Raw genomic sequence first — 12,874 nt, forward strand, 5'->3', positions numbered from 1 at the left:
GTGTCACTTTCGCTTTGGCAGCAATGTCTTGCCCGATTGCAGGATGAGTTACCAGCCACAGAATTTAGTATGTGGATACGCCCCCTACAGGCGGAACTGAGCGATAACACGCTGGCTTTGTACGCGCCTAACCGTTTTGTGCTCGACTGGGTGCGCGATAAGTACCTTAATAACATCAACGGGCTTCTCAACGACTTTTGCGGCAGCGACGCACCGTTATTACGCTTCGAAGTTGGCAGCAAACCCGTTACTCAGCCCGTTGCAGCTATGGCAACGGCCGCAGCGCCGACTCATGTTGCGCGCGCGGCGGCCCCGATGCGCCCAAGCTGGGATAACATGCCTGCCCCGGCCGAACCTTCATACCGTTCTAACGTTAACCTGAAACACACCTTTGATAATTTCGTTGAAGGTAAGTCGAACCAGCTGGCCCGTGCGGCGGCTCGTCAGGTAGCGGACAACCCGGGCGGCGCTTATAACCCACTCTTCCTTTATGGCGGCACCGGCTTAGGTAAAACTCACCTGTTGCACGCCGTGGGTAACGGCATTATGGCGCGCAAGCCGAATGCCAAAGTGGTTTACATGCACTCTGAGCGCTTCGTTCAGGACATGGTAAAAGCGCTGCAAAACAACGCCATTGAAGAATTCAAGCGTTACTACCGCTCGGTGGATGCGCTGTTGATCGATGATATTCAGTTCTTTGCCAATAAAGAGCGCTCACAGGAAGAGTTTTTCCACACCTTCAACGCCCTGCTGGAAGGCAATCAGCAGATAATCCTCACTTCGGATCGTTATCCAAAAGAGATAAACGGCGTAGAGGATCGTTTGAAGTCCCGCTTCGGCTGGGGGCTGACCGTCGCTATCGAACCGCCAGAGCTGGAAACCCGCGTGGCTATCCTGATGAAAAAGGCCGACGAGAACGATATCCGTCTGCCGGGCGAAGTGGCCTTCTTTATTGCCAAGCGACTGCGCTCTAACGTGCGTGAGCTTGAAGGGGCGCTGAACCGCGTCATCGCCAACGCCAACTTTACCGGCCGTGCGATAACCATCGACTTCGTGCGTGAAGCGCTGCGTGACCTACTTGCCCTTCAGGAAAAGCTGGTTACCATCGATAATATTCAGAAAACCGTAGCCGAGTATTATAAAATTAAGGTCGCGGATCTGCTGTCTAAACGTCGCTCCCGCTCGGTAGCCCGTCCGCGCCAGATGGCGATGGCGCTGGCGAAAGAGCTGACCAACCACAGCCTGCCGGAAATCGGTGATGCTTTTGGTGGCCGCGACCATACTACGGTTTTACATGCCTGCCGTAAGATTGAGCAGCTGCGTGAAGAAAGCCACGATATCAAAGAAGATTTCTCCAATTTAATCAGAACATTATCTTCGTGACGCTATGAAATTTACCGTTGAACGTGAACATTTATTAAAACCGCTGCAGCAGGTGAGTGGCCCTCTCGGAGGCCGCCCGACTCTGCCTATCCTGGGCAATCTGCTGCTGCAGGTGGCTGAAGGTGCACTCTCTTTAACCGGTACCGATCTGGAAATGGAGATGGTGGCGCGCGTGGCGCTGGTACAACCTCATGAACCTGGGGCGACCACCGTACCGGCGCGTAAATTCTTCGATATCTGTCGTGGCCTGCCGGAAGGCGCGGAGATAGCTGTTCAGCTGGAAGGGGACCGTATGCTGGTTCGCTCCGGGCGCAGCCGTTTCTCGCTTTCTACGCTGCCTGCGGCGGACTTCCCTAACCTGGACGACTGGCAGAGCGAGGTAGAATTTACCCTGCCGCAGGCGACCATGAAACGCCTGATCGAAGCCACGCAGTTCTCGATGGCGCATCAGGACGTTCGCTATTACTTAAACGGCATGCTGTTCGAAACCGAAGGTGAAGAACTGCGCACCGTTGCCACCGACGGGCACCGCCTGGCGGTTTGCTCGATGCCGGTTGGCCAGGCTCTGCCGAACCATTCGGTTATTGTTCCGCGTAAGGGCGTGATTGAGCTGATGCGCATGCTCGACGGCGGCGACACTCCGCTGCGTGTGCAGATCGGCAGCAATAACATTCGTGCCCACGTCGGCGATTTCATTTTCACCTCTAAGCTGGTGGATGGCCGCTTCCCGGACTACCGTCGCGTGCTGCCGAAAAACCCGGACAAACATCTCGATGCGGGCTGCGACCTGCTGAAGCAGGCGTTTGCCCGTGCGGCAATCCTGTCGAACGAGAAATTCCGCGGCGTGCGCCTGTTCGTTAGCGAAAATCAGCTGAAAATCACGGCCAACAACCCGGAGCAGGAAGAAGCAGAAGAAATTCTGGACGTTTCCTACGACGGTACCGAGATGGAAATCGGCTTCAACGTCAGCTACGTGCTTGACGTGCTGAACGCCCTGAAGTGCGAGAATGTACGCATTTTGCTGACAGACTCCGTTTCCAGCGTGCAGATTGAAGATGCGGCAAGCCAGTCGGCTGCCTATGTTGTTATGCCGATGAGACTGTAGATGTCACTTTCGCGTTTGCTGATTAAAGACTTTCGCAACATCGAAAACGCGGATCTTGCTCTCTCTCCGGGCTTTAATTTTCTGGTCGGTGCAAACGGCAGCGGCAAAACCAGCGTGCTTGAGGCGATTTATACCCTCGGGCACGGGCGCGCTTTTCGTAGCCTGAAAATTGAGCGTGTGATCCGCCATGAACAAGATTCTTTTGTGTTGCACGGGCGGTTAAAGACCGGTGAAAGGGAAACCTCCATCGGCCTGACAAAAGACCGCGCGGGCGACAGCAAAGTGCGCATTGACGGCAGCGACGGGCATAAAGTGGCCGAACTGGCGATGATGATGCCGATGCAGTTGATTACCCCCGAGGGGTTTACTTTGCTCAACGGCGGCCCCAAATACCGTAGAGCCTTCCTCGACTGGGGCTGTTTTCACAACGAACCGGGCTTTTTTGTCGCCTGGAGCAACCTCAAGCGCCTGCTGAAGCAACGTAACGCCGCGTTGCGCCAGGTGACACGCTACGCGCAGCTGCGCCCGTGGGATCAGGAGTTGATTCCGCTGGCCGAACAAATTAGCCGCTGGCGCGCCGATTATAGCGCTGCCATTGCGGAAGACATGGCTGATACCTGCGCTCAATTTCTACCGGAATTTGCCCTTAGCTTCTCTTTCCAGCGCGGCTGGGAGAAGGAGAGCGACTATAGCGAGCTGCTGGAGCGTAATTTTGAACGCGACCGGATGCTGACCTATACCGCGCACGGCCCCCACAAAGCGGATTTTCGCATTCGTGCCGACGGCGCTCCGGTGGAAGATACCCTGTCGCGCGGGCAGCTTAAATTACTGATGTGCGCCTTAAGACTGGCGCAGGGTGAGTTTCTCACCCGGCAGAACGGGCGGCGTTGCCTGTATCTGATAGATGATTTTGCCTCTGAACTGGATGATGCCCGGCGCGGTCTATTGGCCAGCCGGTTAAAGGCCACGGAGTCACAGGTTTTTGTCAGCGCGATAAGCGCAGAACATGTGATAGATATGGCGGACAAAAATTCAAAGATGTTCGCTGTGGATCAGGGTAAAATAGCGGATTAACCCAAGATTAAATGAGCGAGAAACGTTGATGTCGAATTCTTATGACTCCTCCAGTATCAAAGTCCTTAAGGGGCTGGATGCGGTACGTAAACGCCCGGGCATGTATATCGGCGATACAGACGACGGCACCGGTCTGCACCACATGGTATTTGAGGTCGTGGATAACGCTATCGACGAAGCGCTCGCGGGCCACTGTAAAGACATCGTGGTCACTATCCACGCGGATAACTCCGTCTCGGTAACCGATGACGGCCGTGGCATTCCGACAGGTATCCACCCGGAAGAGGGCGTGTCTGCTGCGGAAGTTATCATGACGGTGCTGCACGCAGGCGGTAAGTTCGACGATAACTCCTATAAAGTCTCCGGCGGCCTGCACGGCGTGGGTGTTTCCGTGGTTAACGCCCTGTCCCAGAAGCTGGAATTGCTGATTCGCCGCGAAGGCAAAACCCATCAGCAAACCTACGTGCACGGTGTGCCACAGGCTCCGCTGGCGGTAACCGGTGAAACCGAATTGACCGGGACCCAGGTGCGTTTCTGGCCGAGCCACGAAACCTTTACCAACGTTGTTGAATTTGAATATGACATCCTGGCTAAGCGCCTGCGCGAGCTGTCGTTCCTGAACTCCGGCGTGTCTATCCGCCTGATCGACAAACGCGACGGCAAGCAGGATCACTTCCACTACGAAGGTGGGATCAAGGCATTTGTTGAGTATCTCAACAAAAATAAAACCCCGATCCACCCGAATGTTTTCTACTTCAGCACCGAAAAAGACGGCATTGGCGTAGAAGTGGCATTGCAGTGGAACGATGGTTTCCAGGAAAACATCTACTGCTTCACCAACAACATCCCGCAGCGCGACGGCGGTACTCACCTTGCGGGCTTCCGCGCGGCGATGACCCGTACCCTGAACGCCTACATGGATAAAGAAGGCTACAGCAAAAAAGCGAAAGTCAGCGCCACCGGCGACGATGCGCGTGAAGGCCTGATTGCCGTTGTTTCCGTGAAAGTGCCGGACCCGAAATTCTCTTCCCAGACCAAAGACAAACTGGTTTCTTCGGAAGTGAAATCCGCGGTTGAGCAGCAGATGAACGAACTGCTGGCTGAATACCTGCTGGAAAACCCGTCCGACGCGAAAATCGTTGTCGGTAAAATTATTGACGCGGCGCGCGCTCGTGAAGCCGCACGTCGTGCCCGTGAAATGACTCGCCGTAAAGGCGCGCTCGACCTGGCAGGCCTGCCGGGCAAACTGGCGGACTGCCAGGAACGCGACCCGGCGCTGTCTGAACTCTACCTTGTGGAAGGGGACTCTGCGGGCGGCTCTGCAAAACAGGGGCGTAACCGTAAGAACCAGGCGATCCTGCCGCTGAAAGGTAAAATCCTTAACGTTGAGAAGGCTCGCTTCGACAAGATGCTCTCTTCTCAGGAAGTGGCGACGCTGATTACCGCGCTCGGCTGCGGTATCGGCCGCGACGAGTACAACCCGGACAAACTGCGTTACCACCACATCATCATCATGACCGATGCCGACGTCGATGGTTCGCACATTCGTACTCTGCTGCTGACCTTCTTCTACCGTCAGATGCCGGAAATCGTCGAGCGTGGCCACGTCTACATCGCGCAGCCGCCGCTGTACAAAGTGAAGAAAGGCAAGCAAGAGCAGTACATCAAAGACGACGAAGCGATGGATCAATATCAGATCTCTATCGCTCTTGACGGCGCGACGCTGCATGCCAATGCCCACGCGCCAGCTCTGGCGGGGGAAGCACTTGAGAAGCTGGTGGCCGAGTACAATGCCGCGCAGAAAATGATCGGCCGCATGGAGCGCCGTTACCCTCGTAACCTGCTGAACAATCTGGTTTATCATCCGACTCTGTCGGCTGCTGACCTGACTGATGAAGCAAAAGTGACGCAGTGGATTTCCGCGCTTACCGTAACGCTGAATGAAAAAGAGCAGCACGGCAGCACCTGGAAATATGACGTTCGCCACAATGCGGAGCTGAACGTATTCGAACCTGTGGTGCGCGTGCGTACCCACGGCGTGGATACCGATTACCCGCTGGAAAAAGAGTTTGTTGAAGGTGGAGAATATGCTCGCCTGTGCACGCTGGGCGAGAAGCTGCGTGGCCTGATTGAAGACGATGCCTTCATCGAACGCGGCGAGCGCCGTCAGCCGGTGACCAGCTTCGAGCAGGCGCTGGAATGGCTGGTGAAAGAGTCCCGCCGTGGCCTGTCCGTTCAGCGCTATAAAGGCCTGGGCGAGATGAACCCGGATCAGCTGTGGGAAACCACGATGGATCCGGACAGCCGCCGCATGCTGCGCGTTACCGTAAAAGACGCGATTGCTGCCGACCAGCTGTTCACCACGCTGATGGGCGACGCGGTTGAGCCACGTCGTGCGTTTATCGAAGAGAACGCACTGAAAGCAGCGAACATCGATATTTAATATTGAGAGTCCGCCGTTAAGAAGGCCGCGCTTTTAGCGCGGCTTTATTTTTCTGACAAAGAAGGAAAAAACGTGGTTTTTCCTTCTTTGTGGTTAGCAGGCGAAAATCAATTCATTGATTTTCCTTGTTTATTTTTTGGTGCTCTCGGGTATTTCTTCTATACCTTTGACTTACCATCGTGATGGAGCCGCGCTTTTAGCGCGGCTTTTTTTATGGGCGCTATACTTTGCGTAGTCAGATTCATACATCGCAGAGGAAGAATCATGGGCTTTTTTGATCAAATTGCAGGCTCGCTGTTAAACGGCGATGCCGGTAAATATCAGGCAATTTTAAGCTGGGTGCAGCAGCAGGGCGGCGTTCAGGCGCTGCTGGATAAACTGCGCCAGGGCGGCCTTGGCGAGATAGTGTCGTCCTGGCTGAGCAGCAACAGCGCCAATCAGTCGCTCAGCGGCGACCAGATTACCCAGGCGCTTGGCTCCCCGTCCGTTGCGGCGCTGGGCGAGAAACTTGGCGTAGATAGCGGAGCGGCCTCGGCGCTGCTGGCGGAATATCTGCCGAAGGTTATCGACGCCCTGTCGCCAAACGGAGAGGTTAGCCCGGAGGCGCACAACGACCTGATGAGCGCTGGCGTTAACCTGCTGAAAGGAAAGCTATTTAGCTGAGCATTCATCCTGCCCCGGCCGCGGCGTCGGGGCAATTTTTCGATCTTTTTCCCCGGGCAAAAGAGGAGTTTCCTCAGCGCCTTTCATCCTCCTTTTCCCCTGAGTTTGCTGCTGTTTTTTGAGCGGAATCGCGTTAGCATGGGGTAAATCCATTACCTCAGAAGATCCCATGGCCATAAAACTCATAGCAATCGATATGGATGGCACGCTGCTGCTGCCAGACCACACCATTTCTCCGGCGGTAAAGCAGGCTGTTGCGGCGGCGCGCGAGCGCGGCGTGAATGTGGTTATCTGCACCGGGCGTCCTTTTGCCGGCGTTGAAAGCTACCTGCGTGAGCTGCACATGGATAAGCCCGGCGACTACTGCATTACCTACAACGGGGCGCTGGTGCAGAAGGCGAGCGACGGCAGCACGGTTGCCCAGACGGCGCTGAGCTATGACGACTACCGCTATCTGGAAAATCTGTCCCGCGAAGTGGGCTCTCACTTCCATGCTCTTGACCGCCACACGCTGTACACCGCAAACCGCGACATCAGCTATTACACGGTTCACGAATCCTTTATCGCCAGCATTCCACTGGTGTTCTGCGAAGCGGAAAACATGGATAAAAACGGCGAGTTCCTGAAGGTCATGATGATTGATGAGCCGGTGGTGCTCGACAAGGCCATCGCCAAAATTCCTGCCGAAGTCTTTGAGCGCTATACCCTGATGAAAAGCTCACCTTACTTCCTCGAGATCCTCGATAAGCGCGTCAACAAAGGCACCGGCGTGAAGTCTCTGGCCGAGAAGCTGGGCATTAAGCCAGAAGAGGTGATGACCATCGGCGACCAGGAAAACGACATCGCGATGCTGGAGTACGCCGGAATGGGCGTGGCAATGGATAACGCCATCGACAAGGTGAAAGCGGTCAGCAACTTTGTCACCAAATCCAACCTGGAGGACGGCGTGGCTTACGCCATTGAGAAATTCGTTCTTAACTAATTCTCACCTGAGCCCCGGTTATACCGGGGCCTTTTATCCTTCTGCCGTGAATTGCCCGATCTAACTTCTCTTTTATTTATTCATTGATGGTAACTGATTGGTTACGCAGTGGATCCCCCCGCCGCCTGCGGCAATGACATCTATATTTAACTGCACCACTTTGCGATCGGGATAGAGCTTAGAAAGCAGGCTGAAAGCAGCCTCGTCGGCTTCTTCATCGCCAAATTCAGGGGCGATTATTGCGCCGTTTATGACGAAATAGTTGATGTAACCGGCCGCAAAATCAGGGTTATCTTCGCTAAAACGACTGGCCCGCGGCTCCTGCGGAGGTGAGACAAGGTGAACCTGTAGCCTGCGGCCATCGGCATCGGTTGCCTGTTCCAGAATGGCCAGATGCGCCTTAGTGACCTGATGGTCATAAGAGTCCGGGTCAGGATCCAGGTTGGCGATAACCACGCCCGGCTCCACGAAGCGGGCATAAAAATCGACGTGTGCGTCGGTAATGTCTTTTCCTTTGATGCCGGGCAGCCAGATGATTTTTCTCAGGCCAAGCATCGCTTTAAGCTCCTGCTCCACGCGGTCACGGCTCCAGCCTGGGTTGCGGTTAGCGTTCACCCAACTGCTCTCGGTCATGATGCCGGTGCCGTGGCCGTCCACTTCGATACCGCCACCTTCTCCAACTAACGCGCTGCGGTGGAAGTTCGTTACGCCGTATTTTTCGGCCATCAGGGCCGCCAGCCGAGTATCTTTGCTATGCCGCTGTTTATTGCCCCAGCCGTTGAAGTTAAAGCCCACGGCGCCGGGTTCACCCGCTGAAGAGGTGACGAAGCAGGCTCCGGTATCACGCATCCAGATGTCGTCCAGCTCGGTGACAACATAGGTCACGTTGTGGCTGCCGCATTTTTCTTCGGCCAGGTCACGCTCATGCTCGCGGCAAAATACCGTCAGCGGCTGGTAGTCGGTAATGGCGCGTGCGATGCGGCCAAGAGCATCCTGGACGTCAGGGGTGAAATCTTTCCAGATTGCCTTCTGCGCGCCAAAAGCGATAAATGCCCGCTGTTGTTCTTCGCCTTCATCCGGCATGCGCCAGCCGCCATTCGCGGTGGCAAGGGCCTTAAAAGGTAGCCCCAGAGAGCCAGCCAGGCTTACACCTGCAAGCACTGATGCACATTTAATAAATTGACGACGCGTAGACATATCTGGCTCCCGTTTGCGTGCTTTAAGGTAAGTATTTCTGCTCAGAGAAAGAGGCTGATATTTCAACACTGGCTGCCTCAGGTATCTAACGATATATTTAGTGACCACCTGATTAGACAGGCTTATCAATCATGTTGAAGCACTGGCCTCCTTTAAATGCCCTGCGCGGGTTTGAAGCTGCCGCCCGACTGGGGAGTTTTCACCAGGCCGCCGCGGAACTGCATCTGACCCAGTCAGCTATTAGCCAGCAGATCCGCAGCCTGGAAGCTTATCTTGAGCAGCCGCTTTTCTTTCGCAGCGGGCGCAGCGTCAGCCTGACCGACGCGGGCCAGGATCTTTACAGCACCGCGCAGGTTATGCTCCAGCAGCTGGCGGTCGGCATTCGTCGCCTTGAGCAATACCGCAAGCCTAACCAGCTCATTGTGAATACCACGCCCGCTTTTGCGCGACACTGGCTGTTGCCGAGGCTGGGAGACTTCAATCGCCAGCACCCGGAGACTGATTTATGGCTGTTTACCAGCTTTGAACCACCCGATATGGCGACGGAAACCATCGACGTGGCAATACGCGATGATTTAAGCATTCAGGCGGAATGCGTTTTTGAGGTTTTGTACAAGGATAGACTTTATCCAGCCTGCCATCCCCGCATTCTGGAGGCTCTGGTCCCGCAGCGCATGACTCTTCACGGCGAGCGTGAAATGAGCTGGGAGCATTGGACCGTCGCCGGAGGTGCGGATGTCGGCCAGCGTAGCCAGGGGATGAACTTCTCCGACCCTGGGCTGCTGCTGGATGCTGCCGCAGAGGGACTTGGGATAGCGCTCGTCAGCCAGTTGCTGGCTGAACAGAAAACGGCGGCTGGTCTGCTTGTTCCGCTGGCAGAGCAAACCGTGCGCGGCGCTGACTGGGCGTGGCTTGTCCATCGCGATAGTGAAAACGATCCGCTGACGCGCCAGTTTTGTGAATGGCTGGCGGGCAGCTTGCCTGGCGCAGTGGAAAGGCATAACTAAATCTTTTACCCTGAGGCGTGTTCAGCGCTTCAGGGCAAATCCGTGACCAGACAACTCACCTTCGCACCACGTCATCATCAGCTTACTAATATCAACACCTGGACGCCGGACGGCCGTTGGCTGGCTTTCGATGTGCGCCCCTCCGGGTCTTCGTTTACCGGCGAGACTATCGAGCGGGTAAATGTCTTCAGCGGAGAAGTCGAGGTCGTGTACCGCGCGCCTGAAGGGGCCTGTGTCGGGGTGGTGACCGTAAGCCCGCAGCTGCCCGAGCGCTATGTTTTTATCCACGGCCCGGAAGCCCCGGACGCCAGCTGGTATTACGACTTCCATCATCGCCGAGGCGTGGTAGTTGAGCAGGGTAAAGCCAGCAATCTTGACGCGATGGATATCACCTCGCCTTACACCCCGGGAGCGCTGCGCGGCGGCAGCCACGTACACGTCTGGAGCCATGACGGCAGCCGTCTGAGCTTTACCTATAACGACCACGTAATGCATGAGTTGGGCGAGCGGTTCGATCTCCGTAACGTTGGCATCGCGCTGCCTTTTGGCCCGGTTCAGCCTCCGAAGCATCATCTGCGTGAATACGACGGCAGCCACTTCTGCGTGCTGGTGAGCCGCACTACGCCAGATCCCACGCCGGGCAGTGACGAGATAAACCGCGCCTACGAAGAAGGCTGGACAGGCGAGCGAGGTTACCGCAAACCTGACGGCAGCGTGCAGCGCTGGGCGCTGGCTTTTATCGGTGATACGTGCTCAGTCAGCGGCGAGAAGGTGCCGGAGCTGTTTATCGTTGATTTGCCTGATGAAGAGGACACGTATCGGCACGCCGGTGATGAGCCACTGTGCGGCACATCCACCACGCTACCCGCGCCGCCAAAAGGCGTTATGCAGCGCAGATTAACCTTTACCCACAATCGCCTTCACCCCGGCCTGGTGAGTCAGCCTCGGCACTGGGTGCGCAGCAACCCGGACGGCAGCCAGCTGGCATTTCTGATGCGTGACGACGACGGCGTTATACAGCTGTGGACGGTTTCCCCGAACGGCGGCGAGCCACGGCAGGTAACCTCCGGCGAGCACGACGTGCAGTCGGCGTTTAACTGGCATCCTTCAGGCAAAGCTCTGGGGTTTGTGCTCCAGGGCAGAATTGTGTTGTGTGATGCGCAAAGCGGGGGGATTACGGCATTAACCGTGGCCGGGGAACAAGCACCTTCCGGCGATGCAGTTGTCTTTTCGCCGGACGGAAAACACATCGCCTGGATGCAGGATGTCGACGGTTTCCGCCAGCTCTGGTGCGCGGAAACCGGGCTATAGCAGATTAGTGCGGCATGTCGGCCGGTGGGATAACGGAATTGGTCGCCAGATTCTGTTTTTCGCTGGCTTCCACTCGCGATTTCACCGAATTGTCCTTACGGAACACATCCCACGGCAGCAGCACCGTATCAAGCACGGCGGTAAAAGGCAGATCCAGCGCGACCAGCGGCTTGAGCGCCCAGCTTGTTTCGTCGTCACCAAGCGTTTCTGCACTTGCGCGCGTGCCCGGGTACAAGCCCTCTTTGCCACCGCTGTGCGACATCATACTGGAACAGCCTGTCAGGCAGAGCAGGCCTGTGCTTAACACCAGAGTAGAAAACAAATTTTTCGTTATCATTTTGCTGCCGTCGTCAATGGCTGGCTGAGTACCAGCACCTGCGGAGTTATAGCATCCGCCCGTGGTTTAAAAACCTTTGTCGCTCCGCTCTGTGGCGGTTATCGCATATTTTTACCATTTCATGCTCAACGCTAGTCTAAGTAAGGAATCCCTCTCTCGCAAAAAATTTGCGCTATGACGCCTTGAAAAATTCTAAGCCAGCCACATTTTACTAGTGTGACCAAAACGAGTACGCCGAATGGGTACTCCGATTTGTGGCCTGTCCTGATGGAAGGCTTTTACACTTTACTCGCTGATTTCAGGAGCTTTTTATTATGCGTAACTTCGATTTATCTCCGCTGTACCGTTCCGCCATTGGTTTTGATCGCCTGTTCAACCTGCTGGAAAACAACCAAAGCCAAAGTAACGGCGGCTACCCTCCGTACAACGTAGAATTAGTGGACGAAAACCACTACCGCATCGCTATTGCCGTTGCCGGTTTCGCTGAAAGCGAACTTGATATCACCGCCCAGGACAATCTGCTGATTGTTAAAGGCGCGCACGAAGGCGAGCAGCAAGAGCGAACCTATCTCTATCAGGGCATCGCCGAGCGTAACTTCGAACGTAAATTCCAGCTTGCAGAAAACATCCATGTGCGTGGTGCAAGCCTGGTGAACGGCCTGCTGTACATCGAGCTGGAACGTGAAATTCCGGAATCGATGAAGCCGCGCCGCATCGAAATTAATTAATTTATCGGGTCGCACAGCGCGGCCCGTCATCAGCTGGCTTGCCGTCAGGGAGCCCATCATGCCTGTTTATATGCAGGCAGGTCATTTCTTGCTTCAAAGAAGGAGAAAACACTATGCGTAACTACGATTTATCCCCACTGCTGCGTCAATGGATCGGTTTTGACAAATTAGCGAACGCGCTTCAGTCCAGCGGAGAAAGCCAGAGCTTCCCGCCGTACAACATTGAAAAAAGCGACGATAACCATTACCGCATCACCCTTGCGCTGGCCGGGTTCCGCCAGGAGGACCTGGATATCGAGCTTGAAGGTACCCGCCTGAGCGTGAAAGGGACGCCGGTAAAACCGGAAAAAGAGATCAACTGGCTGCATCAGGGGCTGGTCACCCAGCCGTTTAGCCTGAGTTTCACCCTGGCCGAGCATATGCAGGTTTCGGGTGCGACCTTTACCAACGGTCTGCTGCACATCGACCTGGTGCGCAACATCCCGGAAGCGATGGCTCCGCAGCGTATCGCCATTAGCGAACGCCCTGCGCTGAACAGCTAAGTCCCCCGAGTCTCTTCTAAGGCCCCAGAAATGGGGCCTTTTTTGTGCTCTCCAGCGCATTAAGCCGTCGGCCACTCTGCGAGAATCCTCAATAACAATAAT

General features: G+C 55.6%; 12 protein-coding genes. 10 read left to right on the plus strand and 2 right to left on the minus strand.

Translation table 11 applies throughout. The features are described 5' to 3' along the window. The 6 genes from dnaA (at nucleotide 1) to yidA (ending at nucleotide 7,650) form a co-directional block, all read left to right on the plus strand. The gene (gene dnaA / locus ACG1VR_RS00440; protein WP_039898944.1) at nucleotides 1–1,383 is read left to right on the plus strand and encodes a chromosomal replication initiator protein DnaA; all 1,383 of its coding nucleotides are present in this window, start codon (nucleotides 1–3) and stop codon (nucleotides 1,381–1,383) included. Nucleotides 1,384–1,387: 4 nt separating this feature from the next. Then, on the plus strand, nucleotides 1,388–2,488 hold the full coding sequence (gene dnaN, locus ACG1VR_RS00445) for a DNA polymerase III subunit beta (protein ID WP_016538703.1): 1,101 nt from the start codon (nucleotides 1,388–1,390) through the stop codon (nucleotides 2,486–2,488). Beyond that, nucleotides 2,489–3,562 (plus strand): DNA replication/repair protein RecF, encoded by a 1,074-nt coding sequence (gene recF, locus ACG1VR_RS00450; protein ID WP_172568770.1) that lies wholly within the window; start codon nucleotides 2,489–2,491, stop codon nucleotides 3,560–3,562. It begins immediately after the preceding gene. Between the two features lie 28 nt (nucleotides 3,563–3,590). Next, nucleotides 3,591–6,005 carry a DNA topoisomerase (ATP-hydrolyzing) subunit B gene (gene gyrB, locus ACG1VR_RS00455; RefSeq protein WP_016538701.1) on the plus strand — a complete coding sequence of 805 codons (2,415 nt, stop codon included), beginning with the start codon at nucleotides 3,591–3,593 and terminating at the stop codon, nucleotides 6,003–6,005. 264 nt (nucleotides 6,006–6,269) lie between these two features. Next, nucleotides 6,270–6,668 (plus strand): YidB family protein, encoded by a 399-nt coding sequence (locus ACG1VR_RS00460; RefSeq protein WP_016538699.1) that lies wholly within the window; start codon nucleotides 6,270–6,272, stop codon nucleotides 6,666–6,668. Between the two features lie 169 nt (nucleotides 6,669–6,837). Continuing rightward, complete coding sequence (gene yidA, locus ACG1VR_RS00465) at nucleotides 6,838–7,650, plus strand: sugar-phosphatase (protein ID WP_016538697.1); 813 nt, start codon at nucleotides 6,838–6,840, stop codon at nucleotides 7,648–7,650. Between the two features lie 72 nt (nucleotides 7,651–7,722). Here yidA and ACG1VR_RS00470 read toward each other — a convergent pair whose 3' ends face one another. Then, a complete protein-coding gene (locus ACG1VR_RS00470) occupies nucleotides 7,723–8,847 on the minus strand; it encodes an agmatine/peptidylarginine deiminase (RefSeq protein ID WP_395489912.1) in 1,125 nt (374 codons plus the stop codon). Between the two features lie 131 nt (nucleotides 8,848–8,978). Here ACG1VR_RS00470 and ACG1VR_RS00475 point away from each other — a divergent pair, with 131 nt between their 5' ends. Further along, nucleotides 8,979–9,854: a LysR substrate-binding domain-containing protein gene (locus ACG1VR_RS00475; protein WP_395489914.1), complete on the plus strand. Its 876-nt coding sequence runs from the start codon at nucleotides 8,979–8,981 to the stop codon at nucleotides 9,852–9,854. A gap of 42 nt (nucleotides 9,855–9,896) precedes the next feature. Beyond that, on the plus strand, nucleotides 9,897–11,165 hold the full coding sequence (locus ACG1VR_RS00480) for a DUF3748 domain-containing protein (protein ID WP_395489915.1): 1,269 nt from the start codon (nucleotides 9,897–9,899) through the stop codon (nucleotides 11,163–11,165). Nucleotides 11,166–11,169: 4 nt separating this feature from the next. Here the strand turns inward: ACG1VR_RS00480 and ACG1VR_RS00485 are convergent, their stop codons facing one another. Then, nucleotides 11,170–11,502 carry a YceK/YidQ family lipoprotein gene (locus ACG1VR_RS00485; protein WP_039898939.1) on the minus strand — a complete coding sequence of 111 codons (333 nt, stop codon included), beginning with the start codon at nucleotides 11,500–11,502 and terminating at the stop codon, nucleotides 11,170–11,172. A 314-nt stretch (nucleotides 11,503–11,816) separates the two neighbouring features. Here ACG1VR_RS00485 and ibpA point away from each other — a divergent pair, with 314 nt between their 5' ends. Together ibpA and ibpB are read left to right on the plus strand one after the other, a co-directional pair. After that, nucleotides 11,817–12,230, plus strand: a complete 414-nt coding sequence (gene ibpA, locus ACG1VR_RS00490) for a small heat shock chaperone IbpA (protein ID WP_016538691.1) — start codon at nucleotides 11,817–11,819, stop codon at nucleotides 12,228–12,230. Between the two features lie 113 nt (nucleotides 12,231–12,343). Beyond that, entirely contained in the window at nucleotides 12,344–12,772 is a 429-nt protein-coding gene (ibpB, locus tag ACG1VR_RS00495) for a small heat shock chaperone IbpB (RefSeq protein WP_016538690.1), read from the plus strand. The last annotated feature ends 102 nt before the right edge of the window (nucleotides 12,773–12,874 follow it).

This window comes from Cedecea davisae (assembly GCF_044095835.1).
Classification (GTDB): Bacteria; Pseudomonadota; Gammaproteobacteria; order Enterobacterales; family Enterobacteriaceae; genus Cedecea; species Cedecea davisae.